The sequence below is a fragment of the Ochrobactrum sp. BTU1 genome (assembly GCA_018798825.1).
Classification (GTDB): domain Bacteria; phylum Pseudomonadota; class Alphaproteobacteria; order Rhizobiales; family Rhizobiaceae; genus Brucella.
The window spans coordinates 805,656-828,693 of the sequence record CP076355.1; the positions used below are offsets into that span (position 1 = coordinate 805,656).

A 23,038-nucleotide genomic window follows, 5' to 3' on the forward strand; every position below is an offset into this window, starting at 1 on the left:
AACACCTTCACGACTAGTTAAAGTTATAAGGTGAGTCTCAGGCATGTAAATTTTTACAGGGTTATTAAAAAATTTCTTATTACATGATGATTGATGAAGAGGCTGCCGTTACAGCTTGATGGCTATTTAATAGTGTTGGTTTTACATGCAATAATTTCAGTAAATACTGAAAATGAAAGTACGTATAAAGGGGTTGCTTTTTGATTAAGTGCCGTTATTGTCGGCCGCACTTGGAGGAGTATAGAGCCGCCCCAGCGCGTATATCGCTGCGGGGCGGTTTCTTTATTTAAGCTATTCGTAAATGCATAACTGCATTGCGGTATCGCCTCTTGTAAGTGCCAAGCCTAGCACCTATTTTGGGCTTGTTCAGTTTCACTCCTCCTCCCAGAAACTGAACCCTAAGCGCGGCACTCCTCCTCCCAGTCGCGCTTTTCAGATCAGCCCGCTGCACACTCCTCCTCCCAGTGCAGTGGGCGTTCTTGTTTTTAAGCCCGGCATTGTTTGAGATTTTTAATCTGATTCTGACAGAGGCTGGATTTTCGTGTTTTGCTCTTGAGCTAGAAGCGACCAGGCAGCAATGAACATTGCTGCAATCATCGGGCCGACGACAAATCCATTGATCCCTACCAGGGAAATGCCGCCGATCGTCGAGATGAGCACGACAAAATCGGGCATACGCGTGCCTTTGCCAACCAATGGCGGACGCAAGAGATTGTCGATCAGGCCAATTATCAAAACGCCAACCAGTATCAGAATGATTGTCTGGCCCCACATACCGTTGACTGCAAACCATATGGCTGCAGGTCCCCACACAAGGGAAGCGCCGACAACTGGGAGCAGTGAGAAGATCGTCATCATCACACCCCACAGCAACGCGGCCTCAATACCAAGGAGCCAGAACGTAACCCCGCCAATCGTCCCCTGAACGAGTGCGATAATAATATTACCTTTTACGGTGGCGCGAATGACGGCAGCAAACTTCTCGACGAACTGGTTCTTGTAATCTTCGCTGAGAGGGATTGCCTGACGGATCTTCTCACCCAGTTCCGCGCCATCGCGGAAGAGGAAAAAAAGCAGGTAGATCATGATGCCAAAGCTGATTAAAAACTGCAGAGTATTCTGACCGAAACTTACAAGGCGGCTCGCAAAAATCTGACTGCCTTGAAGAATACCGCCGGTAATACGCGTGCGCCATTCTGCGAAAGTGCCGAGTTCAAAGCGCACCATCCACTCTTCCAATGTATCGGGAAGCGCCGCCAATATGCGCGTAATGTAGCTGTTTAGATCAAATTCACGCGTACTCAGACGCTGATAGAGAGAGTTTCCCTCCTGAACAAGCGATCCAAAAATCAGCAGTGTCGGGATGATGACAAGGCAGATACACATGAGTACCGACAGAAAAGCTGCTATGTTTCTGCGACCACGCAACAGTCGGACAAGGCGTTGCTGTACTGGAAAAAAGATAAGCGCGAGGATTACTCCCCAGAGAACAGCCGAATAATACGGAATGAGCAGCCATGCGAAGGCTATAGTGACCAGAGCTAGAAGAATGTAGAAACTTGCGCGCTGGACGGACATGGCATCTCTTTTAATTGAAGACGGGTGGCAAACGTGACCGCTATTCGTTTTACATTCAATAGCTATTAAGACATTCGATGAGCAAAACTAATTGAACTTTGGTTAAGTCGACGAATCATCGATGCCTTTTAGATATCAAGTGCGTCTGCATTTTTGTAGCATCACACGCCTGTTTTGTTTTACTTTTCTACGTGCAGGATGCAGCGTAAGTCTCTAAAAATAAACTATTTTATTTATTACTAATATCCATTGTAACCGACCTTCCTCTGTATTCTTCATGATGAGGATTAATATTGTTGACACCTGCATACTTTGCCGGACTTAGTATGATTGCCAATTATCAGTCCGGGCCGGAGATTTATAAATATGTCAGAGAAAACAGAGGTGGATGGCGGGTCGCACTCGTGGCGGCCAATGAGTTCGATCTGCTGAGCCAGCGCGATAGTGATATTGAAGCTGCAAAGGCACTTGGCCTTCTCGATCTTGTTGAGATTGCGGGGGCATTCTATCCTGGCGGGCTTTGTAGCCGAGCTTTTACCAAGTTGTTCTCTGATTATTGCTCTGTACTGGCAACGTCGGGAAACGACTTGTTGCAGCCATACGCATAACGCGCTCGTTGTTGCGATATAACGACATAGATCCAATGAGGCGTCTGCATTGATGTAAACACACATTCTAGACTTTCTCACGGGTCTCAATCTTGACAGGACTGAGAAAGAACAAAAGCGTCTTTCTGACATTCTTAGCTAATTAAAAAAGGCTGATCTTTGATCAGCCTTTTTATCAAATCTAACGCGGAAACCGCTGATTTTCTTCAAGAACATTCAAATCCATATGATTGCGCATATAGCGTTCTGATGCCTTCTGCAGAGGTTGGTAGTCCCAAGGATAGTAAGCGCCGTTGCGAAGAGCAGGATAAACCACATGGCGCCGCGCCTGACTGGCTCGCACCTGGCTATCATACAATTCAAGGTTCCAACGCTTCTCGGCTGCATCGACAAGGCGTTCAAGCACGTCTTTATGTTTTGCAGAAGTAGCCAGATTTTCCAACTCATCAGGATCACGGGCAAGATTGAATAGCTGTGGCGGATCCACTCTGCAGAGGTTTATCTTCCAGTTCCCTTCTCGAAGTGAAACCATCGGTGCGACTGTTCCTTCTGCTGCATATTCCATAGGAACTGCACCTCTTAAACTAGCACCGGATGCAACACCGATGAGCGAAACGCCGTCAGTCCATGGCATAATACCGTTTAGGTCAATGCCTGCGAGGTCAGACAAAGTTGGCAAAACATCAAGGGTCGATACCGCCTGTTCGACTAAACCCGGTTTTAGCTGGGGTGCTGCGATCATCAACGGCACGCGCGCTGAGCCTTCAAAGAAGTTCATTTTGAACCAAAGACCACGCTCACCGAGCATATCACCATGATCGGATGTAAAGACGATCAATGTATTGTCGCTCATCCCACATCGCTCTATTGCATCAAGCAAATTGCCAATCTTCTCATCTACATAGGAGATATTTGCAAAATAGGCCTGGCGGGCAGCCCTTACCTCCTTGGACGTGAGATCATAGTCTTCAGCCTTGCAAGCGCGCAGCAGGCGCTCACTGTGGGGATCGATTTCACCTTCAGGCAAAGGTGCGATCTTCGGATCAAGCTCTGGAATATCTGCGTAGAGATCATAGAAGCGCTTGCGGGCTACATAAGGATCGTGCGGGTGGGTGAAACTTACAGTCAGGCACCATGGGCGATCATCGTGGCCGCGAGCAAGGTCATAAAGTTTCGCTTCGGCTTGATATGCAACCTCGTCATCATATTCGAGCTGATTGGTGATCTCGGCAGAACCGGCTCCCGTGATCGAACCGAGATTATGATACCACCAGTCAATACGCTCACCCGGCTTACGGTAATCTGGCGTCCAGCCAAAATCGGCAGGATAAATATCTGTCGTCAGACGTTGTTCAAAACCATGCAACTGGTCCGGTCCGACAAAATGCATCTTGCCAGATAATGCTGTTTGGTAGCCCGCATTGCGCAAATGATGCGCATAGGTGGGTATTTCTGACGAAAACTCAGCAGCATTGTCATAGACGCCTGTTCGGGAAGGCAGCTGTCCTGACATGAAGGATGCGCGTGCGGGTGCGCAGAGTGGGCTTGCTGTATAGCAATTTGCAAAGCGTGCCGAGCGCTCAGCTAACTTGCGCAGGTGGGGCGTATGCAGAAAATCAGCAGGTCCGTCGGGGAAGAACGTTCCGTTCAACTGATCGGCCATCAGAACGAGGATGTTCGGTTTTTTCATTTGGCTAAGACCGTAAATGGAAATAAATCAAAATGCAGAATGGCGGGCGTCGAGAACGCCCGCCTAAAAGCATGTTCAGTGCAGGTTATAGACCGAATTTGGCTTTCACTGCTGCGGCACCCGGCTCACCTTTAAAGGTCGTCACACCTTCCAGCCACTTGTCGATATGTTCTGGGTTGGCTTTCAACCAAGCAGTAGCTGCAGCTGGACCTTCCGCTCCTTCGTTCAGGATTTTATCCATCAATTCATTCTCGATATCGACCGTGAAGACGAGATTTTTAAAGAAGTTCGCAGCATTTGGACATTGCGCAGCCCAACCGGTACGCGAAAGCGTGTAAACCTCTGCGCCACCAAAGTTGGGGCCGAAATAATCGTCACCGCCCGACAGATATTCTATATTAAGTTTGGTGTTCATTGGATGTGGTGCCCAAGCAAGGAAGACCACCCATTGCTTGTCTTTATTTCGACGATCGACCTGCGCAAGCATGGCCTGCTCACTCGATTCCACAATATTCCAGCCATCCAGCTTGAATTTCTTATCTTCGATGATTTTTTGGATATTCTGGTTTGCCGGAGCGCCTGGCTCAATACCGTAAATCTCTTTGCCAAATTTGTCAGCATGAGCTGACAGGTCGGTAAAGTCTTTTACGCCCTCTTTTGCTACATAATCCGGCACAGCGAGAGTGAATTTGGCGCCTTCAAGATTTTTGACCAGAACTTCAGAAGCCTTTGCTTTATCGAGATCGTCACGGAACTTCTGCTGTGCTGGCATCCAGTTGCCGAGGAATACATCGATGTTGCTGGTCTTGAGGGCTTCATATCCAATCGGTACCGACATGGTTTTTACATCGGCCTTATAGCCCAGCCCATCCAACAGTACGCTTGCGATGGCGTTTGTGGATGTAATGTCGGTCCAGCCTGGATCGGAAAGACGGATAGTTTCACATGCAGCAGGATCTGCTGCAGCAGCCGCGCCCGTAAGCCCCGTGAACGCTGCCAATGCTAATGCCGTCAATTTGAGATAGCGCATTCTTTTCCCCTGTTTGGCTTTAACGAAACCCGCTCGGTAAAATCAAATTTCGTTATGTCTTGCATTCTGCCTTTAAGGAAAACATCTTTAAGGATAAGGGAAAAGACATTCATTTTTTATTGCAGATATAAAGGTTGTTTATGGTTTCTCTATCTTGGGATGTTGGCAGTCTTGGTGTTTTTGAAGCGGTGGGGCGGTTGGAAAATCTGACCCTTGCAGCGCGTGAATTGGGGATGACGCAACCTGCTGTTAGCTATCAAATAAAACGCATGGAGGAACGTCTGGGCGTCTCACTCTTCGCCAGACGGGCGCGCGGGGTCGAAATCTTGGCCGAAGGACGCATACTTTATGAGGCTGTGCGGCAAGGGTTGAATGGAATCGACGAGGCTATCCAGCAGATCAAGCGTAAACAGCGCATGCCGGGGCTTCGGATTGCTACGGATTATGGCTTTGCTGCCTTCTGGTTGATGCCGCGTGTTGCAAATTTTCGGCCAAAGTATCCCGATGTTGACGTTCGCATTACAGCGTCTTCGATGCTGCAGCCTCTCGATCATAGGGAGGCGGACATCTCTGTTCTGTTCGGATCGCGCGAGGATTTTCCCAAAGATGCTGTCTCTTTTGTCGGGGAATCCGTTGTGCCGGTCTGCTCTCCCGGCTTTCTGGAACGTAATGGCCCATTTCCGAATGGAAAAGGTTTAAGTTCGACAGCACTTTTGCACCTCGATACTCTCCAAGGTGATCGATGGTACACTTGGCAGACCTGGCTTGACTCTATTGGTGAGGAAATTGAGGACGGAAATTACGGTTTGGTGTTTAATACCTATAATTTGGTGCTCGAAGCAGCAATTGCGGAACAGGGCGTGGCTCTTGGTTGGGCCGGTCTGATTGATGGTGCGATCAAGCGAGGGCAACTCGTTCCGGCTTGCGACATCACCCTCAAGAGCAAAAAAGGCTATTGGCTAGTTTTCAATCCCGATATTTCAGCGGCCAGCAAAGCATTATGCATGGAACTGCTCGAGTCCCACCCGAACTTATAAAAACTTGAAGGCAAGACCTGAGATCAAAGCTTTGACGTAGCGTTGCTTTTGAAAATCGCCATTTAGCGATATTCGTTTTATGGCCGTCGGTCTCAACGCGTCAGAATGTTGGAGGACCGCTGGCTGTGTTGTGACCGCTACCTGAAAGCCAGCTTTTGCGACCATCTCGATTTCACGTTCTCCAACCGCGGAACACCAGCCGTATGGATAGGAAAACGATTTTGGCCGATAGCCCACGACCTGCTCTATTGCGGCTTGAGATGCCTTTATTTCATTTGTGAGGCGTTCTTCGCTTACGCGCCGAAGATTGACATGCGTGATCGTGTGTCCGCCAATATGAGCGAGCGGATCAGTAGCCAGTGCTTTAAGTTCGGTCTGATTCATAACCAAGCTATCAACGATGGCTCGCGGATCAATATCGCATTGGCTAACGGCTAGATCATCAATTTGGCGGACAGCTTCGTCTTCATCGAAAGTGCGAACGAAAGCGGCTAGTCGGTCAAAAGCCACATATTTTTGCGCGACCGTTTTGGTGCATAAGGTTTCAGGCCCTCTACCAAAGTCGAAGCTAATCTCCGTTGTCTTTCTCAAGAGTGCTTCCGTCGTTTCCCACCAGATTGTGTGGGTGCGATCGACAAAGCCCATCGTCGGAAAAACCGTGTAGGGGATTCCGAATTTGTGGAAGATCGGAGCAGCAATCTCAGCGTTGTTGCGATAGCCGTCATCAAAAGTGAAAGCTACGAATTTTCGATTATCTGACTTATTTGAAAGTAACGCGGGAAGATCGTGCAGATGAACAGGCACAAGACCGGCAGCAAACGCAATATCGATTGTATCTGTCAGAAACTCAGGTGTAACCGATAAAATGGAGTTTGGGCGAAACTCATCAGTTTTATCCGCGCCGATATGATGCAAAGTAAAGATTACACCTCGCCCACCGCTGGATGGAAACAACTTACCCAGACCGGAAAATGCAATTGCATCCAATCCTCTTCGGATTGCTGCATATCGCATATTTCGCATGAATGATTGCAATCGCACCATGTTTCAAAACATCCCCGGACACTGACATACGCTAAGACTGCACGAATGCAAGGTCTGTGTCAGAGGCCTGCGCTTCTTTGAACTCACGTTGCAACCAGTCCATGAAAACACGCACGCGCGGAGAAAGCTGCCTCTCTCGCCTATAGAGTAAAGATACTGGTGTCGGTTTTGGAGGAAAATCAGCTAGAACCTCAAGCAATTCACCAGCTTCAAGCGATTTCTGTACGTGATAAATGGGAACCTGAATAAGTCCGAGACCAAGACAAGCGGCTGATACGTAACTTTCAGCAGCATTAACTGACATTGGCGCGGGCAGACCAAACTCCACCACCCTGCCTGCGACGGTAAATTCAAGCGGGAGCAACCCGCCTGTCGATGTCGAATGAAAACCGACCATGTGATGGCCATTTGTTAGCTCGTCTGGATGTGCGGGCATACCGTGACGCTCGAGATAGGTCGGGGAAGCCAATGTGACCTCTTTCAATAAAGCGACACGACGAGCGATCATATCACTGTCCTGCAGAACGCCTGCCCTCAGAACACAATCGATGCCTTCGCGAACAAGATCGACAAAGCGATCACCTTCGCTCATATAAATTTCGATATCGGGGTATGTTTGAAAGAAACGCGGCAATGCAGGCATCAGGAAATGCCGGGCTAATGTTCCATGCACATCGATACGCAATAGACCCTTAGGCTTTGCACCGGCAAACGCACCCTCCGCGTCTTCCAGCTCCTCAAGGATAGAAATGCAGCGGCGGTAATAGGCCTCACCGTCTAGTGTTGGACTAACGTGGCGCGTAGTTCGCTGTAGAAGGCATACACCCAGACGTTTCTCTAGCTGCTTAATTGCATCTGTTACAGTTGAGCGCGGCAGGCCTAAATCTTCTGCTGCGAGCGTGAAACTGCGTCGTTCCGCTACACGAGTAAAAACCCGCATGGCATCAAATCGGTCCATGATACTATTCGCCATTTTCGGATAGTGATGCCGAATTATGGATGATTATTCGGAATTATAGAAGTGCTATGTTTCGTCTCAAAGGTGAAAAGCGCATTCGCAATGCGCCGCAATCTGATGGATTATTTAAACGCGTATCTTAAGGAAATTAGGCTCATGTCAGCAAACAAGGACAAAGTTTCAATCGTTACGGGCGCATCGCGTGGTATCGGGGCTGCTATCGCACGTCGGTTAGCCTCTGATGGCTTTACCGTAATCGTGAATTATGCTGGTAACAAAAATGCTGCTGAAAAATTAGTCGCAGAAATTATCCAGTCAGGCGGTCGGGCCGTCGCTCATCAAGCAGACGTGAGCGTTGCTGCGGCCGTTAGGCATATGTTTGAAAGTGCCGAATCCGCCTTTGGTGGAGTTGATGTGTTGGTCAACAATGCTGGTATTATGAAACTTGCTTCCGTAAAGGACGGCGATGACTCAGTCATTGATAGCCAGATTGCGATTAATCTGAAGGGCAGCATTTACACGATGAGAGAGGCTGCCCAGCGCTTGCGTGATGGTGGTCGTATCGTCAACTTCTCAACAAGTGTGGTTGGTCTGAAGCTTGAAAACTATGGTGTCTATGCAGCAACCAAGGCTGCAGTCGAAACCCTCACAGGAATACTTGCCAAGGAATTGCGCGGCCGAAATATCACAGTGAACGCGGTTGCACCGGGACCGACGGCAACTGATTTGTTTTTAAATGGCAAATCTGACGAACTGATTGAGCGGATGGCAAAAATGAACCCGTTGGAGCGCCTTGGAACTCCGGAGGACATCGCATCTTTAGTGGATTTCCTTGTCGGCGAAGATGGTCGCTGGATAAATGGACAGGTTCTGCGTGCCAATGGTGGCATGATCTAAGATAAAAATGAGCGAGGAAGTTCCGTTCCTCGCTCATTCTGCATAATCAGGATTTTTGGCCAACGGTATTCCAAAGTGGTTCTACAACTTTGGCTATAATAATCACTATTGCTGAACCGAGAGCAAAGCCGAAGACACCATCAGCAAAGGCCGTGGCGAACCAGTTAACAGTTCCCGAGAGGCCGGCCGACACGAACGCAGCCAGATTGCCGGCTGTTTCGGAAATCCATGCAAATGGCTGATGGACGCCAAGTTCATGAAGGCCATGAATAAAGATATTGCCGCCCACCCATAACATTGCGGCTGTTCCAATTATGGTGAGAAGAAGCAGGAGCTGAGGTACGGCGCGGACTGTCCACCGGCCCAATGCGCGTGTCACCGAAAGCCGTCCTTTCCTAGCCATTAGGACGCCGAAATCATCAAGCTTTACGATGACGGCAACGACGCCATAGACCAAAACCGTGATCATAATGCCGACAACAATCAGCGTAAAAAGCTCGATCCAGATTGAATTAGTTTCAATCATTGAAAGCGCTAGTGTCATGATTTCAGCGGATAGGATGAGATCGGTCTTGATTGCACCTGCAACGCGCTTTTCTTCCAGCGCAGTTGGATCTTTTTCTTTTGAACCTCCATCCTCATGATCGTCCTTGCTTGGGAATAGTTTGTGCCAGACTTTCTCTGCGCCTTCGAAGCAAAGATAAGCGCCACCGATCATTAAAAGTGCGGTGATGGCGATCGGCAAAAAATAATCCAGCGCCAAGAGTACCGGTATAAGCAGGCCTTTATTTCGAAGACTACCTATCGCGATTTTGCCTATCATTGGCAATTCACGCGCAGCAGCTATCCCAACAACATAATTCGGTGTAACAGCAGCGTCGTCGATCAGGACGCCAATGGTTTTGCTGCCAGCTTTCGCAGCATTTGCGGATATATCATCGACCGAAGCCGCAGCAATTTTTGCGATAGCTGCAACGTCATCCAGAAGGGCAAGAAAGCCGCTCATATAGAATTCTCCGCTTAACGCGTTAGTATCTGCGCGTCGTGCCTGCATATGTGACGGGGGTGTCACGCGACCTTACATTGCAGACTCGGGATTATTTGGGCAAGCAGTGCTTTCTTCCCCGTTCCTTGTTTTATCGCGTATTTGCTTATCCAGATTGAAATGCTGAAAATGCAAAAAGGCGGCTGATGCCGCCTTCAAGCTTAGAATATATCGATTTTCGCGAAGCCTACCGAGCAGCGAGAATCCCTGCGATAAGGCCGGTTGCAGCTGTGATGAGTAGGTATTGGTTATCAACCTTTACCCAATGCTGACCGCGACCTGGTTTGCGCAGGCCATAACGCTTGTAGTCGCGGATTTCCTGATGACGGCGCCAGTCACCGTAGCGCTCGCCACGCGACCACCGTTTGTGGCCCTGATCACGGCGGTCATGACGCTGGAATTCCTTTCCATGCGACGGACGGGATGGCTCTACGCGATTGTATCCAGGCTTACGTGGTTGATGATAATCTTGAGCTTGTGCAAGAGGCGCTCCAGCGAACGAGAGAGCAATGGCGGCGAGAAAGGCTTTCTTAATCATGGGACACTCCTTTTGTGTTGGACCGAATTTATCGCCGCCGGAGTGAACAAGAGATGAATGAAGGGCTTTCCAAACATTAAATAAAATCAATGTGATCGAAACATAAAATGGCGGCAAAAAAGATTATAATCTTTAATGCCGCCCGAGTAACAAACGTCTCATCTCGTCATGCCATATAGAGCATCAGGGGAATAAGAACGAGAAACGCCGCTGCAATACCTGTTTCAATCTTCGAATATAACAGCATAGCAAACTCCGTCATGGTTAATGATAGATTAAGAACGCAGGTATTCCGATTTGGTTCAATTAATGTGAAAAATTCCGAGCATCTCGCCTAGATAGGTCTGCCGATTGAGCCCGTTCATTTTCGGCGTTCGCGTAGGCATGACAACAATGAGCAAAAATAAGCAGCGTCCGCCAACAGAAGATTCCGATATGCGCGGACGCCGAGCAAGCTGGTTCATCTTAAAATAGAAGGAGCCGGAAGATCAGCAGAGGCCGTCAGCCAAGTCGCATGATTGCCTTCTTCCGATTGATTGGCTTGTAGTGTATCGGACGTCGCCCTGACATCTTGGACGACGCTTATCTGCCATCAGGGTTTTCATTCCAAGCCCCAGGATCACAAGCCGAAATGGCTATGGTTGCTTTATTAAAGCCTATCGCCATCGTCTCAAAAGACGAGTTTCCTGCCATAGAAGCGTCGACCGGGAACTGCTTGCCTGATTACTGACCGGCCATGAAGGCGTTGTATTCCTGCAATTGCTTAGTGCGCGTTTCAATCACGCTTGCCCGACAGTTGGGATAGTTGAGAATTTGACCTTCCCTACCCCAGTCTCCGTTCGCATAAAGATTACACGACGATTCCTTATAACTGTTCCATAGACGCTGTTCTGCAAGCAAATCGGTTTTGGATTGTCCGTCAGCCTTACTGTAAGCTTTTTTCCACGTCGCATTCAGCTTATCATCGGCACGCTTCAGCCAGTCGCCACCACACTGCGACCAGGCACTATTGCTCCCGTCTGATTTACTGATGCATTTATCGTAGATTTTATCTGCCAGAACTGGAGTGGCAGATACAGTGATTATCGCGGCTAGAAGCGCTCTTTTCATAAAATACACCCTATTGAGCCTTCTTATATTAATGAAGCGATCCAATTATAAGTCAAGCGCAAGAAAAAGCTCTGTCAATTCTTGAATTGACAGAGCCGTTTTAGATTATAAATCGCCCACTAAGATTAGTTATGAGATTCGCGTTTTCTGGGCCAGAAGTGACGATTATCCCTTCCGCGATAATGCCTCTCAGACCGATAATGGCGCTTACCTCTCCAGTCGCGAGATGGTCGTTCGCGATCCCAACGAGGTGGCGGTGGGGCATGGCGCCGAACACGCACACAACGTCCTCTTCGGTCAGTCACGCGCCCGGGTCCGCAGCGATAATCGACGCTGTGGGTCAAGCCCGTTTGATTGGCTGGCTCTGGCATTGAAACCGGTGCGGCCTGTGCACCAAATGAAAACATAGCCATCGCTGCCGCCAGTGAAATTACTGAGAGCCTCATGCCTTCCTCCATTCTAAAAAACAAACGATGTTAGGAACATAAACGAAGAAAACATCGATGGGTCATCACGTTGTTTTTCCAATATGCCCAATAGATTGATGGTTCCTGCAGTTATGTATTTAACTACCGCCTTCGGAGCACAAGAAAATAAATAAGGATCACTACGATTAGCGGGACACCGAAAAGCCACATGACACCAGCTGTCAGCATATTTCTCTCCTCTACGGACAAGAATAACAATGCATAGGAGCCAAACTGGTTCCCGAAGGGAGAGTGATCTCCAGATTCTCGAAGATGCCTTTTGGGTGGAATCAAACGCAAAAAACAATCGAAGCGGGGTGAATAATCAGATTAGATTCATGATTTGATGGAAACATACTTGAAATTTTCTCGAACGATCAATCATTCAAAGTCAACGAGTTATACTTTCAGGTAGTTAGAATTGAAAGCGGTTCCCTCGCCCGTGGCGAATCAAACCTATTGACTGTTAATCGAAAAGGGAACATAACAAGAACAACGAGAGCTATGGAGAGCATCATGAATGGAGTTTTGGAAAACTACGACGCTGAGATTGATTTGGTATTAGCCTACCATAAGGGCGACGTGCGCGGGGCAATCGAATCTTTGCTCAAGGATCGTGAATATCTAATCAAAGAAGTAGAGTATGCCAGCCTTGCAATCTCCTATGGACGCCGGCCAAGCCCTTTTCTGAGGGCTGCGTGATGAGGAACTTTCAAGCAGCGCTTCCTGAAGCCTATGCCTTGAAGTGCGCTCGGCGTGAAGTTCACCGGGACGCAGGGCGCCTTGGCGCACTCCTGCCTCACCGCATGGCACGTAAGTCAGGAATTGACTTTTGCGTGTTTAGTTTTCCATCAGCAAGACGGATGAGCGCTTTTATACGGCGTCATGGAGGCAAGCCTTTTGGCGAGGGTAACTGGGAACGAATTATTGTTCGCTAAGCCGCATTGATTTCCAATTTGGTGAAATGCCGGAAATGGAATAACCGATTGCTTGAAATAGAGAGCCCCGCCAAAGCGGGGATTTTTTTGTAGATTTCGAACCCAAAATGATAGTTCCGCCGCGGAACCTAAATTTTGGTCTGCATGTTTCGGTCACGCAGAAACCGCTAGAATTAATGCAATGTAGATCGTTCTTATTGCTGCCGCTGCACTCACTATGATTTCCAGATCTGCGCTCGCGCAGGAGTCGCCTAAACCACCATCACCTCCTTCAGCCGAAGTGCCGAGTACTCCACCACCGCATACATACATTCGCGTTGAGGATAAGGGCTTTAAGTTAGGCGTGAAGTGGGCTGAAGACGAGTCGACAAACGACTGTGCTTAGATTGTCTACAAGCTGCTTGGTCGCGTAGGGCCGCCAAAAAAGTAATCCGTTCGGTATGCCCAATCTTCGGCGTTTTTATCAGCGCGCGGATAAAAACCACCCAGTAATAGATCGGAGCGTTTTTTTGGTTCTTCGCCGGCGGGAGGAAGCCGTACGGATTTGATCAGCCAGCGGGCCTAGTAAATGCAATCAAGGCCAATGTGCAGCTAAAACTACTTAAAATGTCATCTAAGCCTCGGACCTGGATTCTTTGCACACAGTTCGAGCGCCTTCAATCGCTCAGCTGAGAATATGATATTGTTCAGATCGTCAGCTACGGCTACAAGACAAAGTATGGCCAGCTTTGGTTCTGCTACGAACACCGGCAGCTTGGCGAAGACGCGTTGGCTGGACGACGGTAAGGTGGAAAGTCTGCCACGCAAAAACGAGGCAGACTTCAGACGCTTATCTTATGTAGATCCCTTTGCCACCACGAGGGATGGATGGGGAAAGCATTCTGCCTGGCCCGCCAGCGAGTACCGGCCCAGATGCTCGATCCTGCGTGACGGTCTGCTTGCTATCCGAAGTGACCGGAGCTGCTGCGAACGCAGCCCCCGATGCCATGATTGATCCGATTGCTAAAATGGCAACGATTTTCATTATGCCCTCCTCTACTGGCCTAGCCAGTCATTAAGCTGAAAACAAAATCGACCGTGCAAGCGTCATGCACGATCCAAAAGGCAGATGACCGCAAACTCAGTTACAGTGCCATAAGGCATATGTCGTATTTCGTATTTCGCATTTGCTGGTCGAGGCCTTAGACGAAGCCAAAAACGGCAGGATTGGATAGGTTGGAAGCGGCCGAGGCCCTCGTCGAAGCCGCTACCGCTATTCATATAGGCGAACGTGGGATAGGCACGAACGAACAAAACACACTTTTCAATGAAAATTCATTTTGATAAAATTTTTGCCACGCATCGTGTCAGGAAGCTGGGTCCAAGCGCATGCGCAGCCCCGTGACGTTGAAGACGTGCCGGGGCTTTTCTGTTGCAGGCATCAATCATAAAAATATGATCAACCTGCCTAGGAACCAAAGGTTCGTCCGCATGTTTCTTCTGCGCAAACACTGCTAGGAGTAATGCAATGAAGATCGTCCTTATTGCTGCAGCTGCACTCGCTATGATTTCAAGCTCTGCACTTGCGCAGGAGCCGCCTAAGCCACCGGCACCTTCATCTGCCGAAGCGCCGGGTACGCCACCACCACCTCCGCCACATAGAGGTCCGCCTCCTCCCGAAAAGTCAGCACACATCCGCGTTGAGGATAAGGGATTTAAGGTAGATGTGAAGTGCGCTGAAGATCAGTCAACAGACGACTGTGCTGAGATCGTTTACAAGCTGCTCGATCGCGTCGGTCCGCCGAAAAAGTAATCCGTTTAAGATGGCCCCGCTTCGGCGGGGTTTTTCTATTGCGCTAATACAAAAGCCCGTCCAGTGATTGATCTGAGCGGTTTTTTTGGGTTTTAGCTGGCGGGAGGGATCGGTACGGATTGGATTAGCCAGCCAACTTAGTAAATGCGATTAACGTTAACGTGCGATTAAGATTATTTAGAGTTTAGTCTATGCTGTCCAGTGTTGTTCATTCGATCGCCTCCAATCTCTCAGCAAAGAATATGTTCTTGTTCAGATCATACAGCCGGCTGGCGGCGTCCTTCTCTCCGAAACGATAGCAAGCCTTAAAGATGTTGCCGAGCGCAAAGGACATGCCTTTGTGTTCAATAAGATCGTTTAGCTCGCTCGCCGCCTTCGGGAGCTCGTAATAGCTGGTCGAGCCGCCGTCTGATTTGATCGCGCTATTGGATCGAAGGCCGAGATCAGTCAAGTGCACCGGCTTCGGCATAATCTGCTTCATAGAGACTAGTTATCCAGATCACCTGGGAGTGTCTCACGGTCAATTCTTGCATCTGGCACCATCACACACCCTCCTCCACCTTCCGCTTTGGTCCTTCAAACTTCTCAGTCACTGGCCCGCCAGCAAGCAAGCCGCGCAACGCTGACAACTTATCTTCCACAAGCGGCCGGAAGCGTCTCGCGGCAAAAGGCGGGTTTTCATAACCAAACTGAGGGCACGTTCCACGATCAACGCCTTTAAGCCGTACTCCGATGTAGGAGCCATGAGTATAATGCTCGAACGGTCCGATCCACTCGATCTCGTAAATCTCGCCTTCCTTTACCTCGAGGTATTGCTCAAACCCAACGACTGAATCGATGCAGACCACTTTTTGGCCGACGTGGAATTGGTTCATTTTATTAGGTCTCCAATAGCGCACAAAACGACAATTGCAGCGATCACAGTTAAACAGTATCCGGTCACACGAGCATCAAACTGATCGGTGGTCTCGTCGATCCTGTCCATAGTATCGACCTCCAATAAAAAGGTGCCCAAATCACCATACCGATCAGTGCCGCTAGTATAGTAAATTCAGTTGGGACGCCGAACCATTCCGCAAGAATTGATCCTATAACTATGAGCACCGCCATCCACGCCATCCATGTCTCAGCTCTAGCATAGGCTGTGTTTGCTTCCACGTCGCCACTGTATGGAGTTTCGATTATGACGAGGTCGGCAGGATGATTAGTGCGAGGAATAGTATGAGGCCATGGCTCATCGCCGAAATAGAACTTGTCAGCCGTGAACACTATCTTGCTTCCGACCTTCCAACCCACTTCATCTGGATTGTCTGTATTTGGCACATCAACATCCACATAGATCTCACGTAACCTGATGTTGCCATGCCGCCCCTCAACAGTTGCACGTGTGGCTTTTTCTTCTGCTTCTTCACGCCTCACCTCTGGCAGCGATCATGGCGTCGGCGTAAGCGTAAGCCAGCGAGGAAGCTACCTTGATGATTGTTGTATTGTCCATCTCTGCGACGGTCGCCATCTCATGGTGCGATCCGCCAATAAGGCCAGTCAGTGCTTGCCCAGCAAATGATCACGTATTGTCAGGCCTTCATGCAGGCTGGCAATATTGAACCCTTGAGGATTTTGCCAAGTAAGGAATGGATTTGCATGCCCACCCGTGTTTACGCGCGCCGCCGTGCTCTGTGGCTGTTCAGACATACAGTCTCCTCGTGTTGGTTTGTTTGCGGGTTGGTGGCCCGCAATTTGTCATTGTGGTGGAAGTGAAAGGGGCGTCAACAAGTCAGTGGGCGAAATAGCGCCTGAAATTCCCTATTTCGCCCACTGACGAATAATTCCGTCAACCGACCGTTTCGAGAGTTCGACTGCTGTAATTATTAAAATAAATATTAAATAAATATGGTAAAAAAGCTATCTAAGATTCCCATTTTAAATAACAAAAATATATACAATTTGACAAAATCAAAATAACTATTTATGTATTGTTTATCGATATTTTTTGATGTGTTTTGCTTATTGCGCGTTTAGCATCGCGCCCTGAACGAACCCCCTTTTAAAAATCGTTATCACTTTGCGTCACGCAAATGCGTGCTGCTATCTTTATTGCTATGAAAGGGTTCTTTATGACCACTGGCACAGTTAAATGGTTCGATTCCACCAAGGGCTTCGGCTTCATTCAGCCTGATAATGGCGGCCTCCATGCGTTTGTTCACATATCTGCTGTCGAGCGCGCCGGAATGCGCGAAATCGTCGAAGGCCAGAAGATTGGCTATGATTTGGAGCGCGACATGAAGTCGGGCAAAATGTCTGCGTGCAACCTGCAGGCTGCATAAATAGGTTCTCTTCTTTGCTTTGACCACGGATGTACTGGCACTGTTGAAAGAAGATTACTTTTAAGGTCAGGCGTTGCCTGACCTTTTTTATTTTTAAGGGAATTCATTTATGTCAATTGAAACGCAACCAATCTTCACCAAAGAGACACTCTTTAAGCCAACCTCATCTGTTAAAGAATCAATCGCAGCCAGAATAGATCGCACTGCGCGCGCCATACAACAGGTCGAGATGGACGCTCGAATTGCAAAGACTCTCCGGCTTAGAAATGCTCGGATGGAATATGAACAAACTATTGTTCAGCCAGTTGCGAAAAAGAAGAGAGCAAAGAAATCACATCAGGGATCACAAACACACTCCCACAATCGATCGCTCACCATCCACAACGCGAACTCATAAGCGCATTTTGAAAACCGACATAGCCGCGTTTTGCAATCGTTTCGCGTTCGCGCCAGTTTGTTTCCACCCTGTCGCGTTACTGCCCTACCCCTCGCCCGCGTCGTCTTCTGTTCAAACACACAATCCATGCGCTCGGTAAGCCCGTCGATGCGGTTTGTAACGCTTTCGACGGCGCGCATGATCTGCGAGGTCTGTTCCTGCATCCCGGCCTTTCGGGCGAATGTCTCCCCACCATCAATTAAGCGCCTTCGACGTCGCCGGTCACGAATGACTCTGGACGATAGACAGAGAACGCCAGTCGCTCTTCCACGCGGATCGTGAACATTTTCTTTTCGAAATCGTCGACGTTCTCGCTCGACAGCAGTACTTCGATGTCAAGACAGATCGAAGATCTGTGCTGCGAAGCTGAAAGCACCCGTGAGGAATTCACCTGCAGCTATAGAACCTGACGAGGATGCTGCGCTGATGCCATCGCCGTTCCACCACGATTACAATCCGGGTATCCAGCCACGAGACGTTCAGTCCCAAGATGGAGCAGAGGACAAGGATTGATACGCCCTCAGGGACATCAGCAGTCTATCCAACAGCTTATTGCACCCAATGAACTGCGATTTTGACCACTCTTCACCTCGTCTACAGTACAAATATGAGGAGAGAATTCATGTATTATTTCAGGATTTTGGTAGTAATAGCTTTATCATTTATGCCAGCCTTATGGCACGCTTACGCGGCCGATGACAAACGGTCCCCCACTTGGAATTGCACAGGTGCAGACTGTGGTGCTCCTACGGGCGGCACGTTCATGGACGGGCACGGGAATACGATTTGTCAGGATTGCTTTGACCGGAACTTTGGAATTAACAACTGAGTATGGGATAATGACCGAGGGGGGTACATCCCTCCGAGTTTCAGTGGGGGCGGCGGCGGCGCTCCGTCTTGCGAGGCTGGCTGTCATAGGTGATCGAGCTGATTAAGGGTGATACAATGCAGAATGAGAAAATTGATCTGGACAAGCCAGGGTCACACAACGGTCGAGAGTTGGAATTGATGCTTGCCGGTGCGAAGCCTATGGCCAGCTTTCTTGCAGACGATGCCGTTCCTTCTGAACTCGTAGGAGATGCTGAATTTCAACCCTATGTCGACAGTGGGAAAATTAAGAAATTCGTCACACGTAACGAAGAGCTGGCTTTCGAGTTGCGCACCTATTGCTTGCCTTCCGAGGAATGGCGTTGCAAGCTCAAGGACCTTATTTCTCGGCTCTCTTGGGCAGGCAACATAGAAGGGGTTTTCGATAGGTTAGACCGCGAACGGATAGATGGATTTCTTCTCGGTTATTCGAAGGTATCTGTAGAAGAACACATTGCCAAGGTGAGGTAATCCTCCTCCTAATCCCTTAGAACCCTGCGCATGGCAGCATCCGTTCTAGATATAAGGTGATCCCACGCACTGCCACGTGCCCGATCAGATGGAGCATTGAAGACCTGCCATGAAACCGGAAGACATGCCGTCAGATGACTTATCCCCTCGCCTTCAACTGCTTGATGAGGAACTGAATAAGCTGATAATCGACAGCGATGCGATGTTCCTCAGTCAGCTTGAAGGTTTCCTTGCCGGGATCATCGTGTGTCCCGATATGATCATGCCGAGTGAATGGCTGCCGTTTGTCTGGGGTGGCGGCAATGAGGACGGTGAGTATGTCTTTGAAGATGTCGAACAAGCAAAGCTGCTTACAAATCTGGTCATGGAACATTACAACGCGACGATTACGGATCTCAGCCTAGGACGTTATGCGCCGGTCTTCGATGTCGATCCCAACGCAGACGACACCCTATGGGAATTCTGGATCGAGGGCTTTGAACAGGCCATGACGTAGCGTCCGCAAAGCTGGCGCATTTATCTTAACGCTGACGAAGACACCGCAACGGCAATGGCTGGGCTTATCATGCTTATTGGCGTTGCTGAGGATGAGAGCTGCGTCGAGAAAGAAGAACTTGAAGGCATACACGAAACGGCACCCGACCTTATCCCCGGCTGGGTTGAAATACTGAATGCTGAGCGCCTAGCGGCTGCAAGGATCGGCCAATATGCGCGAAACATGCCTAATACGCGAAGCATGCTGAACATATTCTCGTCAGCCCGTTCGACAAAGGTTGGGCGCAACGATCCGTGCCCGTGTGGATCGGGCAAGAAGTACAAGAAGTGCTGCGGGTTGAATTGAGGGTGGATATTCGGATTAGCTCTATTTGCCTCAGAGAGCGCCATAGGTGGGTATTAGGCAGAATGAAGTGCATGTAGCTGAAATTGCTTGGCGCGTCTCTATGGGTGCTCTATGGGCGAATTTGTATTACGAGGAGCCAAGGCAACGCACCCCGAGAAGGTCAAACCTACAAAGTGCTTCACATCAGCACATGAAGTCTCCTTACGGTCCCCATATAGAAGATTTCCTTGAGGGTTACCTCCTAATTGTACCTTAGGTTCACCTGAACGTTGTAGCTGTACATGTTAGCTTAGGTTGCTCTTAAGGCTCAATGATCCTCCTCCTCAGAGGAGATCAATACCATAGGTTATCACCTTAGGCTGACCCCCTGTCCACATGCAAGGTTCCTGCGAAGTTGGCTTAACGTGCAACCAGAGGATCGCCTAAGTTGTCATCCTTGCTGATGGCTTCGCCATTCTGATTGTTGAAGACCATACAGATTACAGGAACGGTCAAGAAACAAGCTTGGACAACCTTTCCCTCTTAATACATGAGAACCTGTTGTATGATTTCGGTAAGGATGAAAGGTCTGCCAAGCGGTCCACCTGCGAGAAACTTCGGGGGCAATACTCTATTCGCGGGTGACCTTTCCGGCGATACCGACATGCGTCATGAAAGTTTCCAGCATCACTACCTCCGTCTTCCGGGCCTTGCTCTCTGCAACCAATACGGCGTCATGAAGCTGCAAGGCGACGACACCTTCGTCCATCAGCCGTAACAGCAAATCCACCATGATCTGACTTTCGGTGAACTGGTCACGGTGACCAATGCCTTTATAGAAGAGATGCCTTATGGCAGGGTGTCGGTTCTCAATCGCTGACGTAATGCTTCCGATTGTTGCCCCCTTCGGAAAGAGCTGACGTGTCCCCTTGGGCATCCGACTAAGTGGTTTCTTAGAGAAGATCATAGCGTTAAGCACCATCTTGATACCTTCCCGCAATCTCCCATAAACAGGAGCGCCTAAATCGGGGATGTCGTAGAGGTCATCTGGGCCGGGATCGATATTGACGCGTCCGTAAAGAATGCGAAGCCCCATCCACCCACGGTTGAGACATCGCATCTATTAGATTGCACAATCGGACGACGAGACCGAGGCTATTATCATTGTCGTGCTTCATCTTGTTCCCTTCAAAACGGCGCAGCTTTCAAAGCTTCCCGCATCCCTCGCCCGCAGCCTTCCCATGCGGCCTTCACCAGCATGCGCGCTTCTAACTCGTCGCATTCCGCAAGGTCGGTTTTCTGTATGGACTGCAAAAACTCCCCAGCTGCCTCAACGCCCGTATCAAGGGCGCGCAACTCGTATGGATCGAACCGACGGCGGGAGCGGATACAGTCGCCAATCGTTCGGTTCGTACTGTGGATGTGCATGTGGCTCCCCTGTCAGGCGGCAATTACAACAGGAACGAAACCGAAACAAATCAATTTGGAAAGGGTAGATCATCGCCATAGCCCACTAAGCCGCTAGCGCCTCATCCAATCCGTTGAGGTACTCAATCAGTTCTTCGGCATCGCGCTTCTTAAGCGAGCAGCATAGCTGCCCATTGAGTGAAACCGGATTCTGACTGACGGTTTCCTTTACGGCCCAAAGACCATTCGACTGTTCTGAGAGGTAGTAAAAATTATGAATCGTGCTGTTTACGGGCCACATTTCCATATCCTTAGGAGGGGAATTTGCCGCAATAACGTGGACAGGAATCGAATGTTCCATCCTTTGACGATTAAATCAGCCCTCGTTCCGATTATATTTACTCGGCACCAAGCATGAGCCAGACTTTCAGCATGGCCGAATACGAAGAATGCGTTCGGAATACAGCTAAGCTCGTCGTAAAATTCGGAGACGCGGCCATTCCTTTGTTAGAGCGCGCGGAAGCTGAGCTTACAGCCGCTACAAGCCGAGACAGCGCTCTAGCTCGAGCTCAGGCGATACTTCGCGCGGCCTAGCCTTCCCATTTCAACTTAATGGACTCCAGCAGATCACGGCGCCGCTTCATCTCGGCGCCATCGCCGTATTTAGGGCGTCCGAATTCATGCCCCATTAGATCCGCTTGCATGCGATCGGAAGCGCCCACGTTCTCAATTCGATCCTGGAAGGTATGTCGGAGCGAATAGATCGTGTGCTTCGGTGACGGGAATAAATCTTTTGACCTCAAAAACTTGTTGATAGCAGCCGACGCTGAATCTGACTTGTCAGCGTAACGAGCGAACCCATCCGGAGCTTGCTTCATTGCCCAGAGTGCAACTCCTACCAAAGGGATACGACGCACCGAGTAATCGGTCTTCTGTCGCCTGTCTTCGCGTTCAGCGACCTCAACATGAGGCACTTCATCGTTTAGCCGAATGTCCTCGGAACGAAGGTTACACACCTCCCCTAGACGCATCCCTGTTTCAATCATCGTATATATAATGAGCCGCGCGTCTTGATTGATATCGTCAAGCGCTCCTGACTGTAATAAGCGATCTTGCACCCATTCGACCGAAAACGGCGGCCGCTTATCCAGTTTTGTGGCGTTAGTTTCTTTTAGGCGAATCCCCGACCATGGTGCGCGAAAGTTAGTTTGAAGCGCATCGTCGATGACAGACAGCATGCCTTTCAAGTCACTAAAGCTGCGGTTGGCGCTGTACGCTTTAAGCTTCTCCGTCGCAATTTTATCTGTCCACCATTGGCGATATCGAAGCACGTCAGCGCGCGTAATTTCACTTAATCGAAGATCATCGAGCAGTTCGCTGGCATATTTAATCGCGCGTTCGCGAGAGACCTTGTGTTTGGACATCTGGCCTTCAGACAGTCCTGATAATCCGGACTGGTTGAATTTTTCATACATCTGCCAGACATTTGAGATGCGAGGGTTAGGAAAATCGACCAGCCCGACAATTGCTTTCGCCGCAGACGGCTTTGTTTCTAAGACTTCTGCGGCGTGTTTCGCCCTCAGAAAGAGCTCTTCATATGATCCTGATGCGATCTCAGCCGCAGGCTTGTACGCAAAACCCAGCGACTGTGCAGTCCGCACAGCAGCCTCATAGCGCTCCCATTCAGGGCGATTGTCGTTGCCCGATGACATTGCAGCCCAGAGACGCTCGGTCGCGTCATGAACGCCCTGCGCCTTTTCCAGTGCTTCTTTATGATTCTTAGTTTTGAGGCTTATTTTTACGAAAGTTCATTTGTCGTGATTCGACACTTCGATCGGCACGCGCCTATAATAGCGGTAGATACCGCTCGGCTGCCGCTGCACATATTTCGTAATATCAACTGACAAGATCAACGCCCACAATGTAACCCAGAATGTAATCCGGATTGTAGCCGATTTGGATCAATAGTTATATTGTGATT

At 49.3% G+C, this 23,038-nt stretch carries 22 protein-coding genes and 6 pseudogenes; 10 read left to right on the forward strand and 18 right to left on the reverse strand.

Features of this window, described 5'->3' with window-relative positions; all coding sequences use genetic code 11:
- Positions 1–510: 510 nt before the first annotated feature.
- Positions 511–1,578, reverse strand: a complete 1,068-nt coding sequence (locus KMS41_15020; GenBank protein QWK80209.1) for an AI-2E family transporter — start codon at positions 1,576–1,578, stop codon at positions 511–513.
- A gap of 302 nt (positions 1,579–1,880) precedes the next feature.
- Here KMS41_15020 and KMS41_15025 point away from each other — a divergent pair.
- A pseudogene (locus tag KMS41_15025) lies at positions 1,881–2,054 on the forward strand (branched-chain amino acid ABC transporter substrate-binding protein).
- Between the two features lie 313 nt (positions 2,055–2,367).
- Here the strand turns inward: KMS41_15025 and betC are convergent.
- Together betC and choX are read right to left on the reverse strand one after the other, a co-directional pair.
- Complete coding sequence (betC, locus tag KMS41_15030) at positions 2,368–3,876, reverse strand: choline-sulfatase (protein ID QWK80210.1); 1,509 nt, start codon at positions 3,874–3,876, stop codon at positions 2,368–2,370.
- A gap of 85 nt (positions 3,877–3,961) precedes the next feature.
- The gene (choX, locus tag KMS41_15035) at positions 3,962–4,906 is read right to left on the reverse strand and encodes a choline ABC transporter substrate-binding protein (protein ID QWK80211.1); all 945 of its coding nucleotides are present in this window, start codon (positions 4,904–4,906) and stop codon (positions 3,962–3,964) included.
- Positions 4,907–5,046: 140 nt separating this feature from the next.
- Here choX and KMS41_15040 point away from each other — a divergent pair, with 140 nt between their 5' ends.
- Positions 5,047–5,943 carry a LysR family transcriptional regulator gene (locus KMS41_15040; protein ID QWK80212.1) on the forward strand — a complete coding sequence of 299 codons (897 nt, stop codon included), beginning with the start codon at positions 5,047–5,049 and terminating at the stop codon, positions 5,941–5,943.
- Here the strand turns inward: KMS41_15040 and KMS41_15045 are convergent.
- Both KMS41_15045 and KMS41_15050 read right to left on the reverse strand, forming a co-directional pair.
- Positions 5,938–6,987 (reverse strand): polysaccharide deacetylase family protein, encoded by a 1,050-nt coding sequence (locus KMS41_15045; GenBank protein QWK80213.1) that lies wholly within the window; start codon positions 6,985–6,987, stop codon positions 5,938–5,940. The genes KMS41_15040 and KMS41_15045 overlap by 6 nt on opposite strands.
- A gap of 31 nt (positions 6,988–7,018) precedes the next feature.
- Positions 7,019–7,945 (reverse strand): LysR family transcriptional regulator, encoded by a 927-nt coding sequence (locus KMS41_15050; GenBank protein ID QWK80214.1) that lies wholly within the window; start codon positions 7,943–7,945, stop codon positions 7,019–7,021.
- A 156-nt stretch (positions 7,946–8,101) separates the two neighbouring features.
- On the opposite strand from KMS41_15050, the gene KMS41_15055 reads away from it, so the two are divergent.
- Positions 8,102–8,842 (forward strand): SDR family oxidoreductase, encoded by a 741-nt coding sequence (locus KMS41_15055; GenBank protein QWK80215.1) that lies wholly within the window; start codon positions 8,102–8,104, stop codon positions 8,840–8,842.
- A gap of 46 nt (positions 8,843–8,888) precedes the next feature.
- On the opposite strand, the gene KMS41_15060 is transcribed toward KMS41_15055, so the two are convergent.
- The 3 genes from KMS41_15060 to KMS41_15070 all read right to left on the reverse strand — a co-directional run bounded on the left by KMS41_15060 (position 8,889) and on the right by KMS41_15070 (position 11,535).
- Positions 8,889–9,848 carry a DUF808 domain-containing protein gene (locus tag KMS41_15060; protein QWK80216.1) on the reverse strand — a complete coding sequence of 320 codons (960 nt, stop codon included), beginning with the start codon at positions 9,846–9,848 and terminating at the stop codon, positions 8,889–8,891.
- Between the two features lie 226 nt (positions 9,849–10,074).
- Positions 10,075–10,425: an RcnB family protein gene (locus tag KMS41_15065; GenBank protein ID QWK80217.1), complete on the reverse strand. Its 351-nt coding sequence runs from the start codon at positions 10,423–10,425 to the stop codon at positions 10,075–10,077.
- A 723-nt stretch (positions 10,426–11,148) separates the two neighbouring features.
- Complete coding sequence (locus KMS41_15070) at positions 11,149–11,535, reverse strand: DUF1311 domain-containing protein (GenBank protein ID QWK80218.1); 387 nt, start codon at positions 11,533–11,535, stop codon at positions 11,149–11,151.
- A 983-nt stretch (positions 11,536–12,518) separates the two neighbouring features.
- Between KMS41_15070 and KMS41_15075 the strand changes: the two genes are divergently transcribed.
- A complete protein-coding gene (locus tag KMS41_15075) occupies positions 12,519–12,704 on the forward strand; it encodes a hypothetical protein (GenBank protein QWK80219.1) in 186 nt (61 codons plus the stop codon).
- A 1,065-nt stretch (positions 12,705–13,769) separates the two neighbouring features.
- Here KMS41_15075 and KMS41_15080 read toward each other — a convergent pair.
- The gene (locus tag KMS41_15080; GenBank protein ID QWK80220.1) at positions 13,770–13,964 is read right to left on the reverse strand and encodes a hypothetical protein; all 195 of its coding nucleotides are present in this window, start codon (positions 13,962–13,964) and stop codon (positions 13,770–13,772) included.
- Positions 13,965–14,447: 483 nt separating this feature from the next.
- Here KMS41_15080 and KMS41_15085 point away from each other — a divergent pair, with 483 nt between their 5' ends.
- Positions 14,448–14,732, forward strand: coding sequence for a hypothetical protein (locus tag KMS41_15085; GenBank protein QWK80221.1), 285 nt, complete (start codon positions 14,448–14,450; stop codon positions 14,730–14,732).
- Positions 14,733–14,940: 208 nt separating this feature from the next.
- On the opposite strand, the pseudogene KMS41_15090 reads toward KMS41_15085, so the two are convergent.
- The 4 genes and pseudogenes from KMS41_15090 to KMS41_15105 form a co-directional block, all read right to left on the reverse strand.
- Positions 14,941–15,275, reverse strand: a pseudogene (locus tag KMS41_15090) (hypothetical protein).
- Positions 15,275–15,607, reverse strand: a complete 333-nt coding sequence (locus tag KMS41_15095; protein QWK80222.1) for a hypothetical protein — start codon at positions 15,605–15,607, stop codon at positions 15,275–15,277. The pseudogene KMS41_15090 and the gene KMS41_15095 overlap by 1 nt, the downstream one beginning before the upstream one ends.
- Before the next feature lie 64 nt (positions 15,608–15,671).
- Positions 15,672–16,151, reverse strand: a complete 480-nt coding sequence (locus KMS41_15100; GenBank protein QWK80223.1) for a hypothetical protein — start codon at positions 16,149–16,151, stop codon at positions 15,672–15,674.
- Between the two features lie 123 nt (positions 16,152–16,274).
- The gene (locus KMS41_15105; protein QWK80224.1) at positions 16,275–16,424 is read right to left on the reverse strand and encodes a hypothetical protein; all 150 of its coding nucleotides are present in this window, start codon (positions 16,422–16,424) and stop codon (positions 16,275–16,277) included.
- A 422-nt stretch (positions 16,425–16,846) separates the two neighbouring features.
- On the opposite strand from KMS41_15105, the gene KMS41_15110 reads away from it, so the two are divergent.
- Both KMS41_15110 and KMS41_15115 read left to right on the forward strand, forming a co-directional pair.
- On the forward strand, positions 16,847–17,056 hold the full coding sequence (locus KMS41_15110) for a cold-shock protein (protein QWK80225.1): 210 nt from the start codon (positions 16,847–16,849) through the stop codon (positions 17,054–17,056).
- Positions 17,057–17,165: 109 nt separating this feature from the next.
- Positions 17,166–17,453 carry a hypothetical protein gene (locus KMS41_15115; protein QWK80226.1) on the forward strand — a complete coding sequence of 96 codons (288 nt, stop codon included), beginning with the start codon at positions 17,166–17,168 and terminating at the stop codon, positions 17,451–17,453.
- 238 nt (positions 17,454–17,691) lie between these two features.
- On the opposite strand, the pseudogene KMS41_15120 reads toward KMS41_15115, so the two are convergent.
- Positions 17,692–17,905: pseudogene (locus KMS41_15120) on the reverse strand (phage major capsid protein).
- A 532-nt stretch (positions 17,906–18,437) separates the two neighbouring features.
- Between KMS41_15120 and KMS41_15125 the strand changes: the two are divergent.
- The 3 genes and pseudogenes from KMS41_15125 to KMS41_15135 all read left to right on the forward strand — a co-directional run bounded on the left by KMS41_15125 (position 18,438) and on the right by KMS41_15135 (position 19,671).
- On the forward strand, positions 18,438–18,830 hold the full coding sequence (locus tag KMS41_15125; GenBank protein QWK80267.1) for a hemin receptor: 393 nt from the start codon (positions 18,438–18,440) through the stop codon (positions 18,828–18,830).
- A 109-nt stretch (positions 18,831–18,939) separates the two neighbouring features.
- Positions 18,940–19,326: a UPF0149 family protein gene (locus KMS41_15130; GenBank protein QWK80227.1), complete on the forward strand. Its 387-nt coding sequence runs from the start codon at positions 18,940–18,942 to the stop codon at positions 19,324–19,326.
- A gap of 258 nt (positions 19,327–19,584) precedes the next feature.
- A pseudogene (locus KMS41_15135) lies at positions 19,585–19,671 on the forward strand (SEC-C domain-containing protein).
- 610 nt (positions 19,672–20,281) lie between these two features.
- Here the strand turns inward: KMS41_15135 and KMS41_15140 are convergent.
- The 4 genes and pseudogenes from KMS41_15140 to KMS41_15155 form a co-directional block, all read right to left on the reverse strand.
- Positions 20,282–20,746 carry a hypothetical protein gene (locus tag KMS41_15140; GenBank protein ID QWK80228.1) on the reverse strand — a complete coding sequence of 155 codons (465 nt, stop codon included), beginning with the start codon at positions 20,744–20,746 and terminating at the stop codon, positions 20,282–20,284.
- A 92-nt stretch (positions 20,747–20,838) separates the two neighbouring features.
- Positions 20,839–21,039: pseudogene (locus KMS41_15145) on the reverse strand (hypothetical protein).
- Between the two features lie 124 nt (positions 21,040–21,163).
- Positions 21,164–21,358, reverse strand: a complete 195-nt coding sequence (locus KMS41_15150; protein QWK80229.1) for a hypothetical protein — start codon at positions 21,356–21,358, stop codon at positions 21,164–21,166.
- 289 nt (positions 21,359–21,647) lie between these two features.
- A pseudogene (locus KMS41_15155) lies at positions 21,648–22,967 on the reverse strand (tyrosine-type recombinase/integrase).
- Between the last annotated feature and the right edge of the window lie 71 nt (positions 22,968–23,038).